Here is a 22,497-nt window from a genome sequence, read left to right as displayed (position 1 = left end):
ACCCGCTCAGTGAAGCTGGCCGCCCTGCTCGCGAACGTCGGCGGCAGTGTTCAACGTGGTGGCCACCGCAACGCGCAGGCCCGCGATCAGCGTCTCGAGCGCAAGACTCGGTGCGCCCGGATGCCGGGCCGCCTGCTCGGGCAGATACGGGATATGAATAAAGCCGCCGCGCGCGTCCAGCTTGCGCCGCGCGAGCGCATGCATAAGCCCGTAGAACACGTGATTGCACACGAACGTGCCTGCCGTCTGCGACACCATCGCCGGCACCCCGGCCGCGCGCAGGTCGCGCGTGATGGCCTTGATCGGCAGCGTGGAGAAGTACGCGGCGGGACCCTCCGTGGCGATCGTCGTATCGATCGGCTGCGCGCCCGCGTTGTCCGCGATGCGCGCGTCATCGACATTGATCGCGATACGCTCGATCGACATCTCGGTGCGGCCGCCCGCCTGGCCGACCGCGATCACCACCTCGGGCTTCAGTTCCTCGAGCAGCGTCTCCATGCCGGAGATGGCCGCGCCGAACACGCAGGGCAACTGCCGGGCGACGATGACGGCATCGTCGCCGACGCGCTGCCCGTCGAGCGCGCGCACCGCCTCCCACGATGGATTGACCGGTTCATTCTCGAACGGCTCGAAGCCGGTAAGCAGTACGGTGCGCATGCAAAGGCCCTCGTTACATCAGGAAGTACAGCAGGACGATATTGGCCACCAGGATCGCGAGCGCGGTCGGCACCTGCGCGCGGATCACGGCGTTCTTGTCGTCGAGTTCGAGCAGCGCGGCCGGCACGATGTTGAAGTTGGCCGCCATCGGTGTCATCAGCGTACCGCAGTAGCCGGAGAACATGCCGATCGCCGCCATCACCGCCGGGTTCGCATGGAACATGCCGACCAGAATGGGCACGCCCACGCCGCCGGTCATCACGGGGAATGCCGCGAAGCCGTTGCCCATGATCACGGTGAACAGCGCCATCCCGACGCAGTACACGGCCACGGCCACGAGCTTGTAGTCCATGTTGATGTACGCGGTGGTCAGGTGCGCGACGGCCTTGCCCACGCCCGCATCGGCGAACACGAGGCCGAGCATCGCGAGCATCTGCGGCAGCACGAGCGCCCAGCCGAGCGACTCGATCAGGCGGCGCGATTCCTTCACGCCCTGCGCGACCGTGTCACGCGTGAGCCAGCACACCACGGCCAGCGAGATCAGGCAGCCGATACCGAGCGAGACGAACGTGACGTTCTTCGGGTCCAGCAGCGCCAGGCCCGCGATCTTCACGTCCTTGAACAGCACCGTGCCGAGCACCGTGACGAGCGGAATCAGCAGCGCGGGGATGAACAGCTTGTTGCCGAGGCGCTTCGCGCTCGCGCGGCGCTCCTCTTCCGGCAGGCTGCCGTGCTTGCCCTGGCCCACACCGCCAAAGCCCGCGATCAGCGCCATGACGACGGCGGCGATACCGACGATGGCCGGCGGAATCTTGTCGCCGATCAGGAAGATGATTGCGTACAGCAGCCAGAACAGTCCCGTGGACAGGCGACGCGGGTGCGTCTTGTCCGTGAACGTCATCAGTGCCGTGATGGCCAGCACCAGGCCCGCGAGCCAGTAGAGGTATTCGATGGATACGATCATGATGTCCGGCTCCCGTTATTCGCTCTTGCCGGCGGCAGCCGGGGTCGCATTGGGGGGCACGGCAGAGCGGCCCGCGAGTTCGCGCGCGAGCCAGCCGTCCAGGCGTTTCAGGCGCACGGCATGGATCAGGAATGCGCAGATGGCGGTGGGGATCCCCCACACGGCGATATGCAGCGGCTCCACGTCGATGTTCGACGACAGCAGGAACGTGTGCATCAGCGCGATGGCGCCGAACGCCACGAAGATGTCCTCGCCGAAGAACAGGCCCACGTTGTCGGTGGCCGCGCAGAATGCGAGCACGCGCTGGCGCACGGGTTCGGGCAGCTGGCCGAAGCGGTTCTCGGCAGCGCCTTCCGCCATCGGGGCCAGCAGCGGACGCACCATCTGCGGATGGCCGCCGAGGCTGGTCAGGCCGATCGCGGCGGTGAGTTCGCGCACCGCGAGGTACACGATCAGCAGGCGGCCCACCGTGGCCGAGGCGATCCGCGAGATCCACGCCTGTGCATGCTCGCGCAGGCCGTGGCGCTCGAGCAGCCCGATGACCGCGAGCGGCAGCAGGATGATCAGCGGCAGGTTGCGTGCCTTGACGAACGCGGTACCGATCGCCGTGAAGATCTGCATCAGCGGCATCGATGCGGCGAGCCCGGTCGCGATGGCCGCGAGCGCGACCACGAGCATCGGATTGAATCGCAGCACGAAGCCGATGATGATGACACCGACCCCAAGCAGGGGCCAAAGATTGACAGCTGATTCCATGAAGGACACCAGATAGAGTGTGATGGATCGACGCCAGCCTGCGGGGGTACCCCTCAGACGCCAGCCCGTACAACAATGCCTTCCGAGCCGAGCCGTTCCCGGATACGGCGCGCGAATGCAAGCGCGTGAGCGCCGTCGCCATGCAGGCACACGGTTTCGGCGCGGATGGGGACCCAGCTGCCGTCGATGGCGCGCACGCGCTGCTCGCGCACCATGCTCAGCGTCTGGTTCAGGGCCACTTCCTCGTCGTCGTGCAGCGCGCCGGGCGTGCCGCGTTTGACGAGCGTGCCGTCCGGGTTGTAGCCCCGGTCGGCGAACACTTCTTCCTTCACGCGCAGGCCGTGGGCGCGCGCGATCGTGATCATCTGGCTGTTGGCCAGCCCGAAGAACACGAGGTTCGGGTTGTAGTCGCGGACCGCGCGGACGATCGCCTCGCACAGTTTCGCGTCGCGCACCGCCATGTTGTAGAGCGCGCCGTGCGCCTTCACGTGCGCGAGCTGGCCGCCTTGCGCGCGGACCATCGCGTCGAGCGCGCCGATCTGGTAAAGCACGTCGGCGTACACGGCTTCCGGGTCGCGCTGCATTTCCGTGCGGCCGAAGTTCTCGCGGTCCGGAAAGCTCGGATGCGCGCCGATGGCCACGCCGTTGGCGATCGCCCATTTCACGGTCTGCAGCATCGTCGCCGCATCGCCGGCGTGCCAGCCGCACGCAACGTTGGCGGAACTGATCAGCGTGAGCAGCGTTTCGTCATTGCCGCAGCCTTCGCCGAGGTCGGCGTTGAGGTCGATTTCCATGGGGTTCTCCTGCGAGGGGTTCTGATTGTCTGGAAGCGCGCGCGATGCGGGTTACGCCACCGCGCGCGTCTGGGTACGCCGTCGCGCGGCGATCACCATGCCGTCGCCCTGCCACCGCAGGGCCTGATCGATCTGCCGCAGGTAGCGGTCCACTTCCGCCTGCGCGGCCGCGGCCCCATCGAGCGACACCTGCATGAAGCGCACCGTTGCGCCGAGCGGCACCTGCGCCAGGCGCCACAGGTCGGCGCCGATCACCACGCCGATCTTCGGATACCCGCCCGTGGTCTGCGCATCGCTCATCAGCGCGATCGGCTGGCCGGCCGGCGGCACCTGCATCACACCGGGCACCACGCCGTGCGAGAGCAGGTCGGCGCTGCGGTCCGCGCGGCGCGCGAGCGACGGCCCCTGCAGACGCAGGCCCATGCGGTTGCTCTGCGGCGTGATCGTCCACTCGGCCTCCCACAGCGCGGCCTGCGATGCGGGTTCGAAATCCTCGTACTCGGGGCCGGCCAGCATGCGCACGACCCATGCATCGCCTTCGCGATTGACGGGCAGCGCCCACGCGGGCGCGGCCACGCCGAGCCAGTCCTGCTCGCTCGCAAGGCCCACGCGGCCGACGGGCAACCGGTCGCCGTCGCGCAGCACGCGGCCCTGGAAGCCGCCGTAGCCGGACTTCAGGTCCGTGCTGCGCGAGTTCATGACCAGGGGCACGTCGATACCGCCCGACACGCAGAGATAGGTCCGCGTGCCGCCGCGCGCGGCCGGCAGCGTCAGCACCTGCCCCTTGCGCACGTCGAACGCATGCCACGCCCACACGGGCAGGCCATCCAGATTGGCGCCGCACTCGGCGCCCGTCAGTGCCACGCGCATATCGGCGTGGAAGCGCATGGCCGCGCGGCCCAGCGTGAATTCGATACCCGCGTCACCGGGCGCGTTGCCGAGGAGGCGATTGCCGACGTCGAGGGCGAGGCCGTCCGCCGCGCCCGAGCGGCCCACACCGAAGCGGCGAAACCCGATACGGCCGAGGTCCTGGACCGATGCCTGTGCGCCAGGGCGAATGATTTCAATCACGCGACAAATTCCTCGATGACGAAGCGCACCGTGTCACCCGGCGCAAACAGGGACGGCGGATCGCGGTCCGCCACGAACAATTGCGCATCGGTATGGCCGATCAGCTGCCAGCCACCCGGCAGCACGGCCGGATAGATGCCGGTCTGCTCGCCGCCGATGCCGACGGCGCCCGCCGGCACGGCCAGCCGCGGCTCGCGGCGGCGCGGCGTGGCCAGCGCGGCCTCCATGCCGCCCATATAGGCGAAGCCCGGCTGAAAGCCGAGGAAGTACACGACGTATTCGCCGGCGGCATGGCGCCGCACGACCTCTTCGGCCGACAGTCCGGTATGCGCGGCCACGTCGGCCAGATCCGGGCCGTACTCGCCGCCGTACCGGACCGGGATCTCCACGAGCTTGCCGGTGGCATTGCGGGTCTCGCCGGACGCCCAGGCGACCTTGAGGTTGCGCTCGAGCGCGCTCACGTCGGCGTCGCCGTCGAAGACCACGGTCAGGTTGTTCATGCCCGGCACGACGTCGACCACGCCGCGCCAGTCCGCGGCCCGCTCGGCCATGGCCCAGATCCGGCGCTGTACCTCGAGGGAAGCTGGCGGGGCGACGCTATACAGCAGCGCCTGTTCCGCCAGGCGGTGAACGGTGCATTGGGGCATGGTGGGTGCCGTTGTGATGAGGACCGGACTTGTCAGGTCAGTGTAGGAATCCCAGTGCGAACCGGAAGTCCCGAACGCCGTCGTCTAGAGCAAGTTATGGGCCTGCTTGACGATCCAAACGTGACGTTTAGCTATTTCATCGATGTTTTATCGATAAATTCATCATATCGAAACAAGCGAACGGCGACCACTTCGGGATGTCCCTAGGTCCATCTGCACATAAAGGGTGCCGACGTGCCCCGAAAAGCAGCCAAAATCCCGTCCCGTGCCCTGTTCTGCGCCGTTGCGCATTCGCACGGAAAACAAAAACGGCCGGGAGGTCCCGGCCGTCTGGCAGTGCTTTCAGGAAGCGATCAGGCGATCAGGCAAACCCGGCCTGATGGGCCTGCTGGTCCGCGTGATACGAGCTGCGGACCATCGCGCCCACCGCGGCGTGGGTGAAGCCCATCTTGTAGGCCTCGTCCTCGAACATCTTGAACGTGTCCGGATGGACGTAGCGCAGGACCGGCAGGTGATGGTTCGACGGCGCCAGATACTGGCCGATCGTCAGCATGTCGATATCGTGCGCGCGCATGTCGCGCATGACCTCGAGGATTTCGTCGTCGGTCTCGCCCAGGCCGACCATCAGGCCGGACTTGGTCGCGACGTTCGGGTTGCGGCGCTTGAATTCCTGCAGCAGCTTGAGCGAGTGCGCATAGTCGGCACCCGGGCGTGCCTGCTTGTACAGGCGCGGTACCGTCTCGAGGTTGTGGTTCATCACATCGGGCGGACCGGCCTGCAGGATGTCCAGCGCCTTGTCGAGGCGGCCGCGGAAATCGGGCACGAGTACCTCGATGCGCGTCACCGGCGACAGCTCGCGCGTCTGCGTGATGCAGTCCACGAAGTGCTGGGCGCCGCCGTCGCGCAGATCGTCGCGGTCCACGCTGGTGATCACCACGTAGTTGAGCTTCAGCTGCGCGATCGTGCGGGCGAGGTTGCCCGGCTCGTTGACGTCGAGCGGATCGGGGCGGCCATGGCCCACATCGCAGAACGGGCAGCGGCGCGTGCACTTGTCGCCCATGATCATGAACGTGGCGGTGCCCTTCCCGAAGCATTCGCCGATGTTCGGGCAGCTGGCTTCCTCGCACACCGTGACCAGGTTGTTCGCGCGCAGGATGTCCTTGATCTCGTAGAAGCGCGAATTGCCGGTGGCGGCCTTCACGCGAATCCACTCGGGCTTCTTGAGCTTTTCGGCCGGCACGATCTTGATGGGGATGCGCGCGGTCTTGTCGGCGGACTTCTGCTTCCGGGTCGGATCGTAGTCGGCCTGCGGGGCTTCGCTGGAGGTGGCGATCAGGGCGTCGCTCATAATGTTCTTTCCGCTAAAAATTGGGGAGCCGGCTGTCTGAGCCGACCACATTCATATGGCCGCGGCAGTTTCTGCCCCGGCCACGGCAGCGGGCCCGTTGGCCACGGCACGCGCCTCGCGCGCCGCAAGCACCTCGCACAAGGCCGCCGCCAGGCGCCGTGCGATCTCGGGGTGATGAACCGCGGTCACCGGCAGGTGCATCGCGCCTTCGCGCGCATCGTCCGCCACCACGGTGGCGCCCGCGGTCGCCATGTCGACCGTTTCCAGTCCGGCATAGCCGCAGGGATTGATGCGCAGGAACGGCGAGAGGTCCATCTGCACGTTGAGGCTGACGCCGTGATAGCTGCAGCCGTTGCGGATCTTGAGGCCCAGCGCGGCAATCTTGGCACCCCGGTGCGCTCCATCCGACAGATAGATGCCCGGTGCGCCGGCCTTGCGCTCGGCTGCGAGATTATACGCCGCGAGTGTATCGAGCACGGCCTGCTCGATATCCTGGACCAGTTCCCGCACCATCAGATGGCGCCGACGGAGGTCCAGCAGCAGGTAGGCCACGATCTGGCCCGGTCCGTGATAGGTGATCTGACCCCCGCGGTCGATCTTGACGACGGGAATCGCCGCATCGGGCACGAGCAGGTGCGCGGGATCGCCGGCCTGGCCGAGCGTGTAGACCGGCGGATGCTCGACCAGCCAGATCTGGTCGGGGGTGTCGGCGTTGCGGGCTTCGGTGTACGCCCGCATCGCGTCGAAACAGGGTGCGTACGGCTCGCGACCCCGATCGATGACTTGTATGGGATGCATGCCCGCCAGTGTAACGAAAAGGGGGCGGGCCTGCCCGCCCCCCTTCATCGCGCGGTCTTCACAGTACCGTGACCTGATCCTTGCCCGGCGTCCATTCCGTGCCGCGCACGAGCCGGCGCGCGGCGCGCCAGGCCATATGGACCACATCGCCAAGCGTCAGCGACGGACGGCGCGCCTCGGCGATCAGCGCGAGCTGGATGGCCTCCGGCGCCGCCGGGTCCACGCTCAGCACGATCTCGTCGCCACGGCGCAGCAACAGGCTACTGCCGCAACGGAGCCAGTAGTCCTCCGAATCGTTCTCGCGCGTGACCCAGAGGTGCGTGCCGGCGGCTTTCTGTACCGTGAGGCGCTGGGCGGCATGGAGCGAGAGGGCGGTGACCTCGCCGGGATTCAGGGTAAAGACTGTCGTTGTGAGCAGAGTTTTCATGATGGCTTCTCCGATAACCGAACTGCCGTGGCTTGGCCGCCGCACCGGAACTGGCCCGGCGCCTCGACCGGGCCAGTTTTGTTCGCTTCATTGCGTTGATTTGCGGCGTCCGGTGCATTGCATTCTAGGGATTGCCCTAGCACTATCAAAACGATATATTTTCCATTCGCTTGTCAATGAAACTCACATAGAAAACGGTAGAGACTGTCATTTATGGCTGGAAAGGGCTCCTGGCACCCCGACGACGCGCGCAGCTGGCGCCGCGAATTTCCGCGCCTGCCGGCGCTGGCCGCGCTCCGCGCGTTCGAGGCCGCCGCCCGGCACGAGAGCTTCTCCCGCGCGGCCACCGAGCTGTTCGTCACGCACGGCGCGGTCAGCCACCAGATTCGCGCGCTCGAGGAGGAACTGGGCCAGCCGCTGTTCGAGCGCCGCGGCAAGCGGGTCGCGCTGACCGCCAACGGCCGCGTCTACGCCGAGCGCGTTCGCGACGCGCTGCTGCAGATCGCCGATGCCACGCGCGTGCTCCAGGCCGGCAACCGCGACAAGCGGCTGACCATCAGCACCATGCCGTCGTTCGCCGCGCGCTGGCTCACACCGCGCATCGGCAGCTTTATCGAGCGGCATCCCGAGCTCGACGTCGAACTGCTCTCATCGAACTCGCTCGTCGACTTCGCGAGCGAGGAAGTCGATATCGCGCTGCGCATGGGCAGCGGCGACTATCCGGGTCTCTATGTGGAACAACTGCTGGACGACCGGTTCTTCCCGGTCTGCAGCCCCGATTTCAATGGCGGACGCCTGCCCGAACTGCCGCAGCACATGGCCGGCATGCCGCTGCTGCGCGGCGAGGGCGATCCGTGGAAACCGTGGTTCGAGGCCGCCGGCCTCGACTGGCCGGAGCCGCGCAAGGGCCTGCTGCTGCAGGATTCGTCGCTGCTGCTGCAGGCGGCGGCCGAGGGCCAGGGCATCGCGCTGATCCGCTCGTCGCTCGCTTACAACGATCTGCTGTCGGGGCGCGTGGTGCGGCTTTTCGACGTGAGCATCGCGTGTCCGTGGCTGTTGTATTTCGTGTGTTCGCCGGACAGCCTCGAGCTGCCGAAGGTCCAGGCATTCCGGCAATGGCTGCTGCCGGAGATGGAGCGCTTTCGCGGCATCCTGTCGCAGTGGATCGACTAGGGACCTAGCCGGTCTCGTCGTCCGGCTCGGGTCCGGCTTCGGGCTCGGCCTTGGCCGCGCGCCCCGCCCGCGGGTGGGCCTTGTCGTAGACCTTGGCCAGATGCTGGAAGTCCAGCGACGTATAGATCTGCGTGGTCGAAATGCTCGCGTGGCCGAGCATCTCCTGCACCGCTCGCAGGTCGCCCGACGACTGCAGCACGTGCGTCGCGAACGAATGCCGCAGCATGTGCGGATGGACATCGGTCGGCAACCCCGCGGCGATCGCCTGTTTCTTGATGCGCTGCTGGATCGTGCCACCCGACAGTCGCCCCCCGCGCGCGCCCAGAAACAATGCCGTGGCATCCTCGGGCGCCGCGCCCGGACGCGCGAGCTGATCGCGCACCGCAAGCCACGCGCGCAGCGCTTCGAGCGCCTTGCTGCCGACGGGCACCTTGCGCTGGCGCGAGCCCTTGCCGATGACCGTGACCTCGCCCTCCGCGAGATCGAGCCAGCCGGACGAGCGATAGTCGCCATCCTCGGTATAGCGGACGTCGAGCTGCACGAGCTCCGATAGCCGCAATCCGCTCGAATAGAACAGCTCGTAGACGGCCTGGTCGCGCCGCGCGGCCGCATCGTCGTTGCCGCGATGGCCCACCAGCGCCACCGCGTGCTCGACCGACAGGGCCTTGGGCAGCCGATGGCCACGGCGCGGCGCGCGCACGCCATCGACGGGATTCGCCGGTACGCCGAGGCCGTGTTGCGCGGCCCACAGATAGAACCCGCGCCACGCCGACAGCGCGCGCGCGATGGTCGCGCCGGACAGGCCGCCGCCATGCATGCGGGCGGCAAATGCGCGGATATGGTGGGTCTGGAGCGCGAGCAGGTCGACGCCCGGCGCATGGCGCGCGGCATGCGCTTCCAGCACGGCGAGGTCGTGCGTGTAGTTGATCAGCGTATGGCGCGCGAGTTTGCGGCCGGTTTCGAGCCACGCGAGGTAGCGTGCCACCCGTGCATCGGTGGCGGGCCGGCGATCGCTATCCCGCTCGGCGTCGGCCCCCTTGACGATAGCGGTGCTGTCGGACGACGGTCGGCGGGACGCCATGGCGGAGGATCGGCAGCGAGAGGGCCAGGCCTCAGTCGCGCAGACGATTGAGGGCGGCCCCCGCCACCTCGCCGATCTGCGCGAGATACGCGGTGCCCATGCCCTCGTGGAACCGGCGCGCATCGGGCGAACCCAGCACGAGCAGGCCGAACGTCGGGCCCGCGCCCTCCTCGCCCACGCGCGCCGGCGCGCGCAGCGTCACCATGGCCAGCGATGCGATATCGGCGCGCTCCAGCAGGCCGGCCGCCTCGAAGCCGCTGTTCGGGCCGCAGTACGGCGCGCGCAGGCCCTCGGCGAACAGGCGCAGGTCGTCGCTGGCGCCCTGTGCCACTTCCATATGCGAGTAGGCCTGGCCCACGTTCCACAGGCGCAGCGCCACGGCGGGCACGTCGAACACCTGCTGCAGGCCGTCCTGCACCGCATACGGCAGCGCGTGCGAGTCCACTTCCGCCAGCAGGCGCAGCTGCCATGCGTGCATGCGCTGCTGCGTGCGGTCGTTGTCATGCCCGTGCCGCACGAGGTCCGCCAGCTTGAGCTCGAGGCCCTTGTTCTTCTCGCGCAGGATTTCCATCTGGCGTTCCTGCAGCGACACGGCACGGTGGCTGTGCGGGCTCGTCAGCTGGACCGCCGCGAGCAGCTCGGCGTGATCCTCGAAAAACTGCGGATGGCTCTGCAGCCAGCTTGCAACGTCTTGCGAATTCATGGCGTCTCTACCAGGCATGGGTGTTGTGGTCGGCAGTGTAGCAAAGGGCAGCTTGAGTCGCCTTCGATGGGTCAGGTCTGGATCAGCCGCTTCTGACGCGAGATGCTCATCAGGATGCCGATGCCCATGCCCAGCGTGACGAGCGCCGTGCCCCCGTAGCTCAGCAACGGCAGCGGCACGCCCACCACGGGCAGGATGCCGCTCACCATCCCCATGTTCACGAACGCATAGGTGAAGAAGATCAGCGTGATCGCCCCGGCCAGCAGCCGCGAGAACAGCGTCGGCGCATTGGCCGCGATATACAGCCCGCGGAAGATCAGCAGCAGGTACAGCACGAGCAGCACCGCATTGCCGATCAGTCCGAACTCCTCCGAGAACACCGCGAAGATGAAGTCGGTGTGCTTCTCGGGGATGAACTCGAGGTGGGTCTGCGTGCCCTTGAGCCAGCCCTTGCCCGTCACGCCGCCCGACCCGATCGCGATGATCGACTGGATCGTATGGAACCCCTTGCCCAGCGGATCGGTGGTCGGGTCCAGCAGCGTGCAGACGCGGTGCTGCTGGTAATCGTGCAGGATCGGCCAGTTCACCCCGGGCGCGCAGATCTGGGTCTCGTAGGAGACCAGCAGCGTGATCGCCACGACGACGATCGCCAGCAGCGGCAGGATGATGCGCCACGACAGTCCCGCGAAATAGATCACGTAGAGGCCCGCGGCAAGCACCAGCAGGCCCGTGCCGAGGTCTGGCTGTTTCGCGATCAGCCCGACGGGCACGCCGAGCAGCAGCAGCGCCACGACGAAGTCGAACCACTTGATCACGCCCTCGCGCTTCTGGAAGTACCACGCGAGCATCAGCGGCATGGAGATCTTCATGATCTCCGACGGCTGGATGACCATGCCGACGTTGAGCCAGCGCCGCGCCCCCTTTCTGATCAGCCCGAACATCGCCACCGCGATCAGCAGCGCGACGCCGACCGTATAGAGCGGCACCGCCACGCGCATCAGCAGCTGCGTGGGCATGTAGGCGATCACCATCATCACCACGTACGACAGCAGGATGTTGCGCAACTGGTCCTCGACCCGGCCCGGCATGTCGATGGCGGCCGAGTACAGCGCCACGATGCCCGTGGCGAAGAGCAGGAACACGATCAGCGCGAGCGGCTTGTCGAAGCCCGTGAATGCGGTCCGAAGCACGGACAGGACGCGACGTTTTTCCATGAGCGCCTCTCCTTATTCGGTGACGGTTGGGGCGGCGGTCGCCGCGACGGGACGCGCGCGCGGCTTCGCGGGCACGGCGGGCGCGCCCTGCTGCCCGGCCGGCGCAACCGGCTTCTTGACCGGACCCGCGGGTGCCGCCGGCGTGGCCGTGGCCGACGCGGGCGCCAGCCGGCTGTGGCCGAGCGCCTGCAGCATGCGCGCGTCCAGCGTATCGACGGCCGAGGCCGGCGCGATCGCGTCGGGGTCCAGCCGCTGCGCGAGCGCTTCCGAAGCACTGTGCGCTGCGGACTGTCCCGCCGCCGCGCTGGCCGCCGCCATGTTGGCGGCACCGGCGCCGCTCGCTTCGGCCACGGCCGCGCTGACGCCGCTTGCGGCACCGGCCGCGCCACTGGCGGCGGCCGTCGGCGCGGTCATCATCACGGTGGCGCTGGCCACGCTCGCGGTCTGGCCGGTCGTGAACACGCTCGGCGTATCGACGGGCGGCTTGCCGCCCGCGCGCTCGCGCTCGGCCGGCGGCGGCGCGCTGGCCTGCAGTTCCTCGGGCCACTTCCCGGTCAGGTAGTAGTCCATCACCTTGCGCGCGATCGGCGCCGCCACGGCCGCGCCGAACCCCGCGTTCTCGACGATCAGCGCGAGCGCGATCTTCGGATTGTCGGCCGGCGCGAACGCCGTGTAGAGCGAGTGGTCGCGCTTGCGCTCTTCCAGCGCATGGTGGTTGTACTTCTCGTTCTTGCCGAGCGTATAGGTCTGCGCGGTACCGGTCTTGCCGGCCGACTCGTAGGCCGCGCCCGCGAACACGCGCGCGGCGGTACCGGAGTGGGTCACGGCGACCATCGCCTTCTTGATCACGTCGATATCGGCCTGCTTGAGCGGAATCCGGTAACTCTCTTTCGGCACCGTCAGCGTGCGCTGGCGCGTGACCGAGTCCTCCACGGCCTTGACCAGGTGAGGCTTCATCACCGAGCCGTTGTTGACGATGATCGACACCGCATTGGCCAGCTGCAGGATGGTGAAGCTGTTGTAGCCCTGCCCGATACCGAGCGAGATCGTTTCGCCGTCGTACCAGCGCTGCTGCTCGGGCTTGCGGTACGCCTTGCGCTTCCAGTCGGTGGACGGCAGGATGCCGCGGCTTTCGCCCTCGATATCGATGCCCGTGATCTGGCCGAAGCCGAGCGGCTTCATGAAATCGTGGATGCCGTTGACACCCATGTCGCGGGCCAGCGCGTAGTAATACGTGTCGCACGACTGGACGATGGACGCCTGCATATCGACCCAGCCATGGCCGCCGGGCTTGTCGTCGCGGAACGTGTGGTTGCCGAACGTGAAGAAGCCCGGGTCGTGCATGCCCCATGCGGCCGTGCGCTTGCCCGTGGTCAGCGCGGCCAGTGCCATGAACGGCTTGTAGGTCGAGCCCGGCGGGTACGTGCCGCGCAGCGGCCGGTTCAGCAGCGGCTTGTCCGGCGAGTTGTTGAGCTCGTTCCAGGTGTTCGTGTCGATGCCCTCGACGAACAGGTTCGGATCGTAGGTGGGCTTGGAGACGAACGCGAGAATGTCGCCCGTGGCCGGCTCGATCGCCACCAGCGCGCCCCGGCGGTCGCCGAACAGCTGCTCGGCCAGTTGCTGCAGGCGGATGTCCAGCGACAGGATCAGGTTGTTGCCCGGGGTGGAGGGCGACGTGGACAGCGTGCGGATCGGACGTCCGCCCGCGCTCACTTCCACTTCCTCGAAGCCCGTCAGGCCGTGCAGCTCGCTCTCGTAGCTCTGCTCGAGGCCGATCTTGCCGATGTAGTTGGTGCCCTTGTAGTTGTCCGCGTCCTTGCGCGGATCGTATTTCGCGCCCTCGGCATCGTTGGCCGTGTCCATCTCCTCGATGCGCTCCTGGTCGCGCTGCGAGATGCGGCCGATATAGCCGATCACGTGGCTCGCCGACTCGCCGAGCGGATACTGGCGGAACAGGCGCGCGCGCACATCCACGCCCGGAAAGCGGAAACGCTGCGCCGAGAAGCGCGCGACTTCCTCGTCCGAGAGCTGGCTGCGGATCGGCAGCGACTCGAAGCTCCGCGATTCCTCGAGCAGGCGCTTGAACCGGCGCCGGTCGCGCGGCTGGATATCGATAAGGGTCGCCAGCGCGTCGATCGTGTTGTCGAGCGTGTCGGTCAGCTTGGACGGTGTGATTTCGAGCGTGTACGCCGAGTAGTTGCGCGCGAGGATGACGCCGTTGCGGTCCATGATGAGCCCGCGGTTGGGCTCGATCGGCGCCACCGAAATGCGGTTGTCCTCGGCCTTGGCCGAATACTGATCATGCTTGTACCACTGCAGCCACAGGAAGCGCGTGAAGAGCAGGCCGAAGCAGATCACCGTGAACAGCGCAGCGGCCGCCACGCGGATGCGGAAGCGGCCGATTTCGAGTTCGACGTTACGGATTTCTGTCATGGCACGGTACTGCTAGGAGAATCTCTGACGAGGGCGTCGGATCGGGTCAGATCGGGCGCGTCTCGTCCACGTCGTTGGAGCGGCGCTGCGGCGCCAGCAATACGCTGGTGGCGAGCGGCCATAAGAGGGCTTCGATACCCGGGGCGAGCAGAAGTTGCCAGCCCGGCAGCGGCGCGCCCATCGCCAGCCGGATCACCACCGGCACCGCGTGGGTGACGAACAGCAGGGGCAGCACATGCAGCGCCTGCGCATAGACCGAGAACCACAGCACACGCCGGTGGATCGTGATCGCGAAGTACGCAAGAAGCGTGTACGCCATCGCGTGCTCGCCGAGCAGGCGTGCGTCGTGCACGTCCATCAGCAGGCCCAGCAGGAACGCCACGCCCATGCCGACCTTGCGCGGCTGGTGGATGTTCCAGAACACGAGCACCAGCGCCACCATGTCCGGGATCCACAACGTGGTGCCCCAGGGCATCAGGTTGAACAGGAACGCCATCACGAAGCTCATCGCGATGAACACGGGGTTCACGGGGCGCAGCAGATACTGACGATTGGTCATTGCGCGGACTCCCGGGCAGCCTTGTTCTCGGATTTGCCGTCGGCCTTCTCGGCCGCCTTGCTTTCGGCCGCCGCGCGGGCCGCCGCCGAGCGCGCGCCGCGCTCCGCCTTGTCGGACTTGCCGGTCGGCTCGTCGGCCGGCCGCGGCGGCAGGTTCGCCTCGTACTGGACCACGAGCAACTGGCGGTGAGCGCGCACACCCGCCACGGGCTCGCAGTACACCCGCGAGAACGCGGTATCGGCCTTTCGCTCGATCTGCACGACCTTCGCCACGGGCAGCCCCGGCGGATACGTGCCGTCGAGCCCCGAGGTCACGAGCAGGTCGCCCTGCTGCAGATCCGCGGACGCCGCCATGAAGCGCAGGTCCAGCAGGCCCGCGCGCGCGCCGCCGAAGGCCACGCTGCGCAGGCCGTTGCGCACGACCTGGACCGGAATGGCCTGGTCCTTGTCCGTGAGCAGCGTCACTTCAGACTGGAACGGCGACACGCGCGTGACCTGGCCGACCACGCCGCGCTCGTCGATGACCGGATAGCCGGCGCGCACGCCCTGCTGGCTGCCGCGGTCGATCACGATGCGCTGGCTGTACGGATCGCGCGCGTCATAGAGGATCTCGGCCGTGGTCACCGGCGTGGCCGAACGCTCCTTGAGGCTCAGCAGCTTGCGCAGCTGGTTGTTCTCGGCTTCGAGCTCGGCCTGGCGCACGGAGGCCTCGGCCTGCTGCACCGCATTGCGGCGCAGTTCGCGGTTCTCGGTAGCCAGCGTGACGGAGGACTGCGCGTAGTCGAACACGCCGCGCACCATGTCGCGCGGCACCAGTACCACGCGCTCCACGGGCAGCAGCACCGTGGCGGCGACCTGGCGCGCGACGCTCAGCGCGTTGAAGCGGGCATCGACGATCAGCAGCGCGAGAGAGATCGCCACGAAGACGACCAGTCGCGCCACGGCGGACGTGCCCTGCTTGAAAAGAGGCGGCGGAGAGTAATCCATTCGAGGCACTATCAAAATGATCCTGGCGTCGTTGCGCGGCCTTGCCGTACCATTTGTACTGTCTGCGGCCGCGCGCCTAGCCAGGACCGCTTCGCTTCATTTTGCTAGCGCCTCGAAATCCAAGGACGCAACCACCCATCCCGCAGCGGGCGATGGGGTCGTATCGGAAAGCCTGACGGCGAGCGGAGCCCGACGCAGCAGGGACGCCGCCCCCGTCGCATGCGCCGGCAGGCCGCGTATCGCCACTGTCAGGTTCCCCGGCTCGCGTTATTCGTACGAGAAGATGCTGCCCAGCTTGTCCATGCGCTCGAGCGCCATGCCGGAGCCGCGCACCACGCAGGTCAGCGGGTCCTCGGCGACGAGCACCGGCAGGCCCGTTTCCTCGGCGAGCAGGCGGTCCAGGTCGCGCAGCAGCGCGCCGCCACCGGTCAGCATCATGCCGCGCTCGGCGATGTCCGCGCCCAGTTCCGGCGGGGTCTGCTCGAGGGCGATTTTCACGGCGGAGACGATCTGGTTCAGCGGATCGGTCAGCGCCTCGAGGATTTCGTTCGACGACACCGTGAACGCGCGCGGGATGCCTTCGGACAGGTTGCGGCCCTTGACTTCCATTTCACGCACTTCCGAACCCGGGAACGCCGAGCCGATTTCCTTCTTGATGGCCTCGGCGGTCTGTTCGCCGATCAGCATGCCGTAGTTGCGGCGGATATAGTTGACGATGGCTTCGTCGAACTTGTCGCCGCCCACGCGGACCGAACCCTTGTAGACCATGCCGCCCAGCGAGATGATGCCCACCTCGGTGGTGCCGCCGCCGATATCCACGACCATCGAGCCCGACGGCTCCGAGACCGGCAGGCCGGCGCCGATCGCGGCCGACATCGGCTCCTCGATCAGGTACACCTGGCTGGCGCCGGCGCCCAGCGCCGATTCACGGATCGCGCGGCGCTCCACCTGGGTGGAGCCGCACGGCACGCAGATGATGATCCGCGGGCTCGGACGCAGCAGCTTCGAGTCGTGGACCATCTTGATGAACTGCTTGAGCATCTGCTCGGTCACGGTGAAGTCGGCGATCACACCGTCCTTCATCGGGCGGATCGCCTCGATATTGCCGGGGACCTTGCCGAGCATCTGCTTGGCTTCCTTGCCGACCGCCTGGATGGTCTTCTTGGCATTGGGGCCGCCTTCCTGACGAATCGCCACCACCGACGGCTCGTCGAGCACGATGCCCTTGTCGCGCATGTAGATCAGCGTGTTGGCCGTGCCCAGGTCGATGGCCAGGTCGTTGGAGAAATAGCTGCGGAGAAATCCGAACATCAGGAATCCTGTCTTCTGTTGGTTCGCGGGTATGCGAAGCGGCCAGCGCCACATGTCGATACTGCATGCGGCCCGGCCACGAATTTGGTCGTCACGATAGAGGGTTCACGGGCCCCCGGGGGCGCGGTACCGGTGCGTCGCACCTGAAACCTACGGGAACCTTTGATTAGACTCTGCGCGAAAGTTCGCCGGAGACACATGACAGGTCAAAAAATAACCTGACGGTGGCAGAAGCCTAATCGGAGGTACCTGATTGTGACAGCGAAAAATGCGATCAAAACTGGCCGCTAATTCACCGCTGGACATCGCCCGCGCGGTGTCAACCTGCCATCGGTGTCAGGGATTGCGGCGCCAGCACTGCGGCGCCTGCTTTCCAGCGTCTGGACGCGCACATTTCATCTCACATTGCCCCGGAGCAACGGCACTGGGGGGCGCATCCGGTGACACATGGGGCGGCAATGTGGTGAAGACGTGGCCGGGGGCCGGCAGCGACGCGTAATGATACCTTATAATTCCTGCTGTTTCGGGGCGTTTGGCCCCGGAAAAACTTGTAACTTCGACGGTAATTTCGGTAACTCCGGGGACACCTCCCGGTAACACCCCGCCAGCGGCCCCAACCGGCCGCGCATCCCCGCGGCACCGTCTGTCACTCCACGCCATGGCCCTCGATCTGAACGACGTCAAGCGCATTGCCCATCTGGCCCGCATCGAAACCAGCGATGAAGAGGCCGCCCATATGCTTGGCCAACTGAACAACTTCTTCTCGCTCGTCGAGCAGATGCAGGCGGTGGACACCACCGGCATCACGCCGCTGGCCCATCCGCTGTCCGCCGTGCGCGATATCGCGCAGCGCCTGCGCGAGGATGCGGTCACCGAGTCCGACCGCCGCGCCGACTACCAGCGCCCCGCGCCGGCCACCGAGGACGGCCTCTATCTGGTGCCGAAGGTCATCGAGTAAGCGCGCGGGCCATCCGCACCCGCACGCCCGCCCGCGACTTTCGTCCGCCACCATCAGACGCCCACCCCGAACGACATGTCCTTTTCCGCTGATTCCGTGAATTCCCTGCGCCAGATCGCCGATGCCCTGGCGGCGCGCACCGTCTCCGCCGAGGAACTCGCGCGCGAGTACCTGGCCCGCATCGAAGCCGCCGGCGCGCTCAACGCGTTCGTCGATGTCCAGCCCGAACGCACGCTCGCGCAGGCGCGCGAAGCCGACGCGCGCCGCGCGCGCGGCGAGGCCACGCCGCTGACGGGTGTGCCCATCGCCCACAAGGACGTGTTCGTGACGCGCGGCTGGAGGTCGACGGCCGGCTCGAAAATGCTGGCCGGTTACGAGAGCCCGTTCGACGCCACGGTCGTGGAACGGCTGGCCGCCGCCGGCATGGTCACGCTGGGCAAGACCAACATGGACGAGTTCGCGATGGGCTCGTCCAACGAGAACTCGTTCTTCGGCCCCGTGCGCAACCCATGGGATGCCGCGCGCGTGCCGGGCGGCTCGTCGGGCGGTTCGGCCGCGGCCATCGCGGCCGGCCTCGCGCCCGCCGCCACGGGAACGGACACGGGCGGCTCGATCCGCCAGCCCGCGTCGTTCTCGGGCATCACCGGCATCAAGCCCACCTATGGCCGCGTGTCGCGCTACGGCATGATCGCGTTCGCCTCGTCGCTCGACCAGGGCGGCCCCATGGCGCGTAGCGCCGAGGATTGCGCGCTCCTGCTCAACGCGATGGCCGGCTTCGACGAACGCGATTCGACGAGCCTCACGCCCGCGCAGGGCGGCGTCGAGGAAGACTTCACGCGCCATCTGGGCCAGCCGCGCGCGGGCGCCACCGCGGACCGTCCGCTGGCAGGCCTGCGCATCGGCCTGCCGCGCGAGTACTTCGGCAAGGGCCTGTCCGCCGACGTCGAGCTGGCCGTGCGCGCCGCGCTGGCCGAGTACGAGAAGCTGGGCGCGACGCTCGTCGAGGTTTCGCTGCCGAAGACCGAGCTGTCGATTCCCGTGTACTACGTGATCGCGCCGGCCGAGGCATCGTCGAACCTCTCGCGCTTCGACGGCGTGCGCTACGGCCATCGCGCGGCCGAGTACCGCGATCTGCTCGACATGTACAAGAAGAGCCGCGCCGAAGGCTTCGGCGCCGAGGTCAAGCGACGCATCCTCGTGGGCACCTACGTGCTGTCGCACGGCTACTACGACGCCTACTACCTGCAGGCACAGAAGATCCGCCGCATCATCGCCGACGACTTCCAGGCCGCGTTCGCGCAATGCGACGTGATCATGGGCCCGGTGGCGCCGACCGTCGCGTGGAAGCTCGGCGAGAAGAGCGCGGATCCGGTGCAGATGTACCTGGCCGACATCTTCACGCTGTCCACGAGCCTGGCCGGCCTGCCCGGCATGAGCGTGCCGTGCGGCTTCGGCGAGGGCAACATGCCCGTGGGCCTGCAGCTGATCGGCAACTACTTCGACGAGGCACGCCTGCTGCAGACCGCGCACGCGTTCCAGCAGGCCACGGACTGGCATCTGCGCCGTCCCGTCGCGGCCTGACCGACAAGGAAACAGACGACGATGACGAGCAACCGGATGCTGCGCCGCGCCCTGGCCGCCATGGCACTCGCCCTGGCGGTGAGCGGCTGCATCCAGCTGCCGTTCGGACGTCCCACGCCGATCGCGAGCCGCGACATCGACCTGGCGGGCAACTGCCAGCGCACCGAGGAAGACGGTTTCCGCGAGGATGCGCAGCTGAACGTCGATGACAACACGGTACGGCAGCTGTCGTGGAAGCTGTGGGTGGGCAAGCGCGGCTCGTGCAGCTTCGACCTCGCCGACTTCCGGCAGGTCCGCAAGTCCCCGCACATCGAGCTGCGCGCGAACGATGGCAGCGGCTGCAAGCTGATGGTCTGGCAGGATCCGCGCCGCGTCACGCTCGCGCATGCGAACTGCCAGCAGCGCTGCACGCCGGGCATCTACGAGCAGGCATGGCCCGTGATGTTCGACCCGGGTACCGGCGCGTGCGCCGCGACGCGATAGGGGCACGACCATGACGATCGACAGCGCTACGGGTCTCGGCCACTCCGCCCTCGCGGTCCGGCTCGCCCGGGCCCTCCAGCGGAGGCTGGCACGAACCACAACGCGCGCGTTTGCCGCGCTCGCCGTCGCCGCGTGCGCGTTACCGGCCGCGGCCGTGCCCGCGATGATGCCGTCCTCCCCCGCCAGCGCGGTGCTGACGCCGCCCTCGCCCGCGAGCGCCGCACTGGCGCAGCCCGTGCCCGCGCAGCGCGTGACGGTACCGGGCGAACCCGGCATGCCCACGCTCACCGCATACTGGTTCCTGCCGCGCGAGAGCGCGGGTACGCGCGCCGGCGGCATGCCCGTGGTGGTGGCCCTGCACGGCTGCAACGGGCTCGACGAGACACGCAGGACCGGCGTGCTGCAGACGCGCTACCGCGAATACGCGCAGTGGCTCAACGAACGCGGCTACGCGGTGCTCATGCCCGACAGCTACGGCCCGCGCGGCAAGGACAACAGCTGCAACGAAGCGCCCGACGCGCGCGGCCTCGACGACAAGGCGCGACGCGCCGACGCGCTGGCCGCCCTGCGCTGGCTCTCGGGCCAGTCCGGCATCGACATGCGCCGCGTGGTGCTGCTCGGCTGGTCCAACGGCGCGCAGGCCGTGCTCGCGACGATCGACGCAAGCCGGCCCTGGCCGGCCGCCACGCCGAACGTCGAACGCGCGGTGGCGTTCTATCCGGGCTGCCGGCGCGCGGTGCAGCAGCACAATTTCCGGCTGCGCTCGCCGCTGCTGGTCATGATCGGCGGCGCCGACGACTGGACGCCCGCCACGCGCTGCGCAATGCTGCAGAGCGCGGTGCAGGCGCGGCAGCCGAACGCGCGCTTCCGCCTGGAGATCTACCCGGGCGCCTATCACGGCTTCGACGGCACCAGCGAGCTCCATGTGCGCCGCGATGTCGCCTCGACGCGCCGCGGCGGACATGTCACGGTGGGCGGCGATGCCGTCGCGCGCGTGGCGGCACTTGCGCAACTCGATTCGTGGCTGTCCAGCACCGAACCGTAATACACAAGATACAGAACACGTACAGGAATACCGCCATGCAATCCACGCAATGGGAAGTGGTGATCGGCCTGGAGACGCATACGCAGCTCTCCACGGTCTCCAAGATTTTCTCGGGCACGTCCACCGCCTTCGGTGGCGAGCCCAATACGCAGGCTTCGCCGGTGGACCTCGCGCTGCCGGGCGTGCTGCCCGTGCTCAACAAGGGCGCCGTCGAGCGCGCGATCGAGTTCGGGCTGGCCATCGGCGCGAAGATCGCGCCGCGCAGCATCTTCGCGCGCAAGAACTACTTCTATCCCGATCTGCCGAAGGGCTACCAGATCAGCCAGTACGAGATTCCCGTCGTGCAGGGCGGTGCCATCACGATCCAGGTGGAAGGCAAGCAGGGCGTCTACGAGAAGACCGTGCAGCTGACGCGCGCGCACCTCGAGGAAGACGCGGGCAAGTCCCTGCACGAAGACTTCGCGGGCATGACGGGCATCGACCTCAACCGCGCCGGCACGCCGCTGCTCGAGATCGTGACGGAACCCGACATGCGCAGCGCCGCGGAGGCCGTGGCCTACGCGAAGGCGCTGCACTCGCTCGTGGTCTGGCTCGGCATCTGCGACGGCAACATGCAGGAAGGCAGCTTCCGCTGCGATGCGAACGTGTCCGTGCGCCCCGTGGGCCAGAAGGAATTCGGCACGCGCCGCGAGATCAAGAACCTGAACTCGTTCCGCTTCCTGCAACAGGCGATCGAATACGAGATCCAGTGGCAGATCAACGAGATCGAGGACGGCCGCAAGATCGTGCAGGCCACCGTGCTGTTCGACCCCGATACCGGCGAGACGCGCGCGATGCGCACGAAGGAAGACGCGCACGACTACCGCTACTTCCCCGATCCGGACCTGATGCCGCTCGAGATCGACGACGCCTGGATCGAGCGTGTGCGCGACAGCCTGCCCGAGCTGCCGGCGACGATGCAGGCGCGCTTTGTCGCGCAGTACGGCCTGTCCGCGTACGACGCGAGCATGCTGACCGCGAGCAAGGCGCTCGCCGGCTACTACGAGGCCGTCGTGAGCGAAGTGGGCGCCTCGAGCGCCAAGCCCGCGGCCAACTGGCTCATGGGCGACGTGGCGTCGCAGCTGAACCGCGACGGCATCGCGATCGACGCGGCGCCGGTCCGCCCGGCGCAGCTGGCCAGGCTGCTTGCGCGTATTGCCGATGGCACCGTCTCGAACAACACCGCCAAGAAGGACGTGTTCCCGGCCATGTGGGCCGGCGAGTCCGGCGGCGATGCCGACGCGATCATCGCGGCCAAGGGCCTCAAGCAGATGTCCGATACCGGCGAGCTCGAGAAGATCATCGACGACGTGCTGGCCGCCAACGCGAAGTCGGTCGAGGAATTCCGCTCGGGCAAGGAAAAGGCCTTCAACGCGCTGGTGGGTCAGGCCATGAAGGCCACCAAGGGCAAGGCCAACCCCGCGCAGGTCAACGAGCTGCTGAAGAAGAAGCTGTCGTAACCCGTCGTC

At 67.6% G+C, this 22,497-nt stretch carries 22 protein-coding genes; 6 read left to right on the top strand and 16 right to left on the bottom strand.

The window, feature by feature from the left end; all coding sequences use genetic code 11:
• Positions 1 to 6: 6 nt before the first annotated feature.
• From pcp to AAHB16_RS20470, 9 genes are all read right to left on the bottom strand, one after another.
• Positions 7 to 657: a pyroglutamyl-peptidase I gene (gene pcp, locus AAHB16_RS20510; RefSeq protein ID WP_342051851.1), complete on the bottom strand. Its 651-nt coding sequence runs from the start codon at positions 655 to 657 to the stop codon at positions 7 to 9.
• A 13-nt stretch (positions 658 to 670) separates the two neighbouring features.
• On the bottom strand, positions 671 to 1,621 hold the full coding sequence (locus AAHB16_RS20505; RefSeq protein WP_150373185.1) for a DUF979 domain-containing protein: 951 nt from the start codon (positions 1,619 to 1,621) through the stop codon (positions 671 to 673).
• 15 nt (positions 1,622 to 1,636) lie between these two features.
• Positions 1,637 to 2,377, bottom strand: coding sequence for a DUF969 domain-containing protein (locus AAHB16_RS20500; RefSeq protein ID WP_150373186.1), 741 nt, complete (start codon positions 2,375 to 2,377; stop codon positions 1,637 to 1,639).
• 53 nt (positions 2,378 to 2,430) lie between these two features.
• On the bottom strand, positions 2,431 to 3,171 hold the full coding sequence (gene pxpA / locus AAHB16_RS20495; RefSeq protein WP_342051850.1) for a 5-oxoprolinase subunit PxpA: 741 nt from the start codon (positions 3,169 to 3,171) through the stop codon (positions 2,431 to 2,433).
• A gap of 51 nt (positions 3,172 to 3,222) precedes the next feature.
• The gene (locus AAHB16_RS20490; RefSeq protein WP_150373189.1) at positions 3,223 to 4,242 is read right to left on the bottom strand and encodes a 5-oxoprolinase subunit C family protein; all 1,020 of its coding nucleotides are present in this window, start codon (positions 4,240 to 4,242) and stop codon (positions 3,223 to 3,225) included.
• Positions 4,239 to 4,889, bottom strand: a complete 651-nt coding sequence (gene pxpB, locus AAHB16_RS20485) for a 5-oxoprolinase subunit PxpB (RefSeq protein ID WP_150373190.1) — start codon at positions 4,887 to 4,889, stop codon at positions 4,239 to 4,241. Before pxpB ends, AAHB16_RS20490 begins: the two co-directional genes overlap by 4 nt.
• A 361-nt stretch (positions 4,890 to 5,250) precedes the next feature.
• A complete protein-coding gene (gene lipA / locus AAHB16_RS20480; protein WP_342051849.1) occupies positions 5,251 to 6,237 on the bottom strand; it encodes a lipoyl synthase in 987 nt (328 codons plus the stop codon).
• A gap of 51 nt (positions 6,238 to 6,288) precedes the next feature.
• Positions 6,289 to 7,035, bottom strand: coding sequence for a lipoyl(octanoyl) transferase LipB (gene lipB, locus AAHB16_RS20475; RefSeq protein WP_342051848.1), 747 nt, complete (start codon positions 7,033 to 7,035; stop codon positions 6,289 to 6,291).
• Positions 7,036 to 7,093: 58 nt separating this feature from the next.
• Positions 7,094 to 7,462, bottom strand: coding sequence for a DUF2917 domain-containing protein (locus AAHB16_RS20470; RefSeq protein WP_150373195.1), 369 nt, complete (start codon positions 7,460 to 7,462; stop codon positions 7,094 to 7,096).
• Positions 7,463 to 7,675: 213 nt separating this feature from the next.
• Here AAHB16_RS20470 and AAHB16_RS20465 point away from each other — a divergent pair, with 213 nt between their 5' ends.
• Complete coding sequence (locus AAHB16_RS20465) at positions 7,676 to 8,635, top strand: transcriptional regulator GcvA (RefSeq protein ID WP_150373196.1); 960 nt, start codon at positions 7,676 to 7,678, stop codon at positions 8,633 to 8,635.
• A 4-nt stretch (positions 8,636 to 8,639) separates the two neighbouring features.
• Here the strand turns inward: AAHB16_RS20465 and AAHB16_RS20460 are convergent, their stop codons facing one another.
• The 7 genes from AAHB16_RS20460 to AAHB16_RS20430 form a co-directional block, all read right to left on the bottom strand.
• Positions 8,640 to 9,716, bottom strand: a complete 1,077-nt coding sequence (locus AAHB16_RS20460; protein WP_342051847.1) for a tyrosine recombinase XerC — start codon at positions 9,714 to 9,716, stop codon at positions 8,640 to 8,642.
• Between the two features lie 31 nt (positions 9,717 to 9,747).
• Positions 9,748 to 10,419, bottom strand: coding sequence for a DUF484 family protein (locus AAHB16_RS20455; protein WP_342051846.1), 672 nt, complete (start codon positions 10,417 to 10,419; stop codon positions 9,748 to 9,750).
• 71 nt (positions 10,420 to 10,490) lie between these two features.
• Positions 10,491 to 11,633, bottom strand: a complete 1,143-nt coding sequence (gene rodA / locus AAHB16_RS20450) for a rod shape-determining protein RodA (protein WP_150373201.1) — start codon at positions 11,631 to 11,633, stop codon at positions 10,491 to 10,493.
• A gap of 12 nt (positions 11,634 to 11,645) precedes the next feature.
• Complete coding sequence (mrdA, locus tag AAHB16_RS20445) at positions 11,646 to 14,066, bottom strand: penicillin-binding protein 2 (protein WP_150373202.1); 2,421 nt, start codon at positions 14,064 to 14,066, stop codon at positions 11,646 to 11,648.
• A gap of 46 nt (positions 14,067 to 14,112) precedes the next feature.
• Positions 14,113 to 14,625 (bottom strand): rod shape-determining protein MreD, encoded by a 513-nt coding sequence (gene mreD, locus AAHB16_RS20440; protein ID WP_150373204.1) that lies wholly within the window; start codon positions 14,623 to 14,625, stop codon positions 14,113 to 14,115.
• Positions 14,622 to 15,611: a rod shape-determining protein MreC gene (gene mreC / locus AAHB16_RS20435; protein ID WP_150373205.1), complete on the bottom strand. Its 990-nt coding sequence runs from the start codon at positions 15,609 to 15,611 to the stop codon at positions 14,622 to 14,624. The genes mreD and mreC overlap by 4 nt, the downstream gene beginning before the upstream one ends.
• A 267-nt stretch (positions 15,612 to 15,878) precedes the next feature.
• Positions 15,879 to 16,922, bottom strand: coding sequence for a rod shape-determining protein (locus AAHB16_RS20430; RefSeq protein ID WP_011296266.1), 1,044 nt, complete (start codon positions 16,920 to 16,922; stop codon positions 15,879 to 15,881).
• A 658-nt stretch (positions 16,923 to 17,580) separates the two neighbouring features.
• Here AAHB16_RS20430 and gatC point away from each other — a divergent pair.
• The 5 genes from gatC (at position 17,581) to gatB (ending at position 22,488) form a co-directional block, all read left to right on the top strand.
• Positions 17,581 to 17,880: an Asp-tRNA(Asn)/Glu-tRNA(Gln) amidotransferase subunit GatC gene (gene gatC, locus AAHB16_RS20425; protein WP_150373207.1), complete on the top strand. Its 300-nt coding sequence runs from the start codon at positions 17,581 to 17,583 to the stop codon at positions 17,878 to 17,880.
• A gap of 75 nt (positions 17,881 to 17,955) precedes the next feature.
• A complete protein-coding gene (gatA, locus tag AAHB16_RS20420; protein WP_342051845.1) occupies positions 17,956 to 19,461 on the top strand; it encodes an Asp-tRNA(Asn)/Glu-tRNA(Gln) amidotransferase subunit GatA in 1,506 nt (501 codons plus the stop codon).
• A gap of 21 nt (positions 19,462 to 19,482) precedes the next feature.
• Positions 19,483 to 19,944, top strand: coding sequence for a hypothetical protein (locus tag AAHB16_RS20415; RefSeq protein ID WP_150373210.1), 462 nt, complete (start codon positions 19,483 to 19,485; stop codon positions 19,942 to 19,944).
• Between the two features lie 10 nt (positions 19,945 to 19,954).
• Positions 19,955 to 20,989 (top strand): dienelactone hydrolase family protein, encoded by a 1,035-nt coding sequence (locus tag AAHB16_RS20410; RefSeq protein ID WP_342051844.1) that lies wholly within the window; start codon positions 19,955 to 19,957, stop codon positions 20,987 to 20,989.
• 35 nt (positions 20,990 to 21,024) lie between these two features.
• Complete coding sequence (gene gatB / locus AAHB16_RS20405) at positions 21,025 to 22,488, top strand: Asp-tRNA(Asn)/Glu-tRNA(Gln) amidotransferase subunit GatB (protein ID WP_150373213.1); 1,464 nt, start codon at positions 21,025 to 21,027, stop codon at positions 22,486 to 22,488.
• The last annotated feature ends 9 nt before the right edge of the window (positions 22,489 to 22,497 follow it).

It is taken from the genome of Cupriavidus sp. OTU4054 (assembly GCF_038440175.1).
In the GTDB taxonomy this organism is placed as follows: Bacteria; Pseudomonadota; Gammaproteobacteria; order Burkholderiales; family Burkholderiaceae; genus Cupriavidus; species Cupriavidus pauculus_D.
Note: the sequence above shows the minus strand (reverse complement) of the source record. Positions and strands in the feature narration are given on the sequence as shown.

Coding starts and splice junctions, on each gene's coding strand:
- mreC (WP_150373205.1), bottom strand. CDS start 15,611: ATGGATTACTCTCCGCCGCCTCTTTTCAAGCAGGGCACGTCCGCCGTG.
- AAHB16_RS20430 (WP_011296266.1), bottom strand. CDS start 16,922: ATGTTCGGATTTCTCCGCAGCTATTTCTCCAACGACCTGGCCATCGAC.
- AAHB16_RS20415 (WP_150373210.1), top strand. CDS start 19,483: ATGACGAGCAACCGGATGCTGCGCCGCGCCCTGGCCGCCATGGCACTC.
- AAHB16_RS20500 (WP_150373186.1), bottom strand. CDS start 2,377: ATGGAATCAGCTGTCAATCTTTGGCCCCTGCTTGGGGTCGGTGTCATC.
- AAHB16_RS20455 (WP_342051846.1), bottom strand. CDS start 10,419: ATGAATTCGCAAGACGTTGCAAGCTGGCTGCAGAGCCATCCGCAGTTT.
- pcp (WP_342051851.1), bottom strand. CDS start 657: ATGCGCACCGTACTGCTTACCGGCTTCGAGCCGTTCGAGAATGAACCG.
- AAHB16_RS20460 (WP_342051847.1), bottom strand. CDS start 9,716: ATGGCGTCCCGCCGACCGTCGTCCGACAGCACCGCTATCGTCAAGGGG.
- gatC (WP_150373207.1), top strand. CDS start 17,581: ATGGCCCTCGATCTGAACGACGTCAAGCGCATTGCCCATCTGGCCCGC.
- mreD (WP_150373204.1), bottom strand. CDS start 14,625: ATGACCAATCGTCAGTATCTGCTGCGCCCCGTGAACCCCGTGTTCATC.
- pxpA (WP_342051850.1), bottom strand. CDS start 3,171: ATGGAAATCGACCTCAACGCCGACCTCGGCGAAGGCTGCGGCAATGAC.
- AAHB16_RS20505 (WP_150373185.1), bottom strand. CDS start 1,621: ATGATCGTATCCATCGAATACCTCTACTGGCTCGCGGGCCTGGTGCTG.
- gatB (WP_150373213.1), top strand. CDS start 21,025: ATGCAATCCACGCAATGGGAAGTGGTGATCGGCCTGGAGACGCATACG.
- gatA (WP_342051845.1), top strand. CDS start 17,956: ATGTCCTTTTCCGCTGATTCCGTGAATTCCCTGCGCCAGATCGCCGAT.
- pxpB (WP_150373190.1), bottom strand. CDS start 4,889: ATGCCCCAATGCACCGTTCACCGCCTGGCGGAACAGGCGCTGCTGTAT.
- AAHB16_RS20465 (WP_150373196.1), top strand. CDS start 7,676: ATGGCTGGAAAGGGCTCCTGGCACCCCGACGACGCGCGCAGCTGGCGC.
- mrdA (WP_150373202.1), bottom strand. CDS start 14,066: ATGACAGAAATCCGTAACGTCGAACTCGAAATCGGCCGCTTCCGCATC.
- rodA (WP_150373201.1), bottom strand. CDS start 11,633: ATGGAAAAACGTCGCGTCCTGTCCGTGCTTCGGACCGCATTCACGGGC.
- lipA (WP_342051849.1), bottom strand. CDS start 6,237: ATGAGCGACGCCCTGATCGCCACCTCCAGCGAAGCCCCGCAGGCCGAC.
- AAHB16_RS20410 (WP_342051844.1), top strand. CDS start 19,955: ATGACGATCGACAGCGCTACGGGTCTCGGCCACTCCGCCCTCGCGGTC.
- AAHB16_RS20470 (WP_150373195.1), bottom strand. CDS start 7,462: ATGAAAACTCTGCTCACAACGACAGTCTTTACCCTGAATCCCGGCGAG.
- lipB (WP_342051848.1), bottom strand. CDS start 7,035: ATGCATCCCATACAAGTCATCGATCGGGGTCGCGAGCCGTACGCACCC.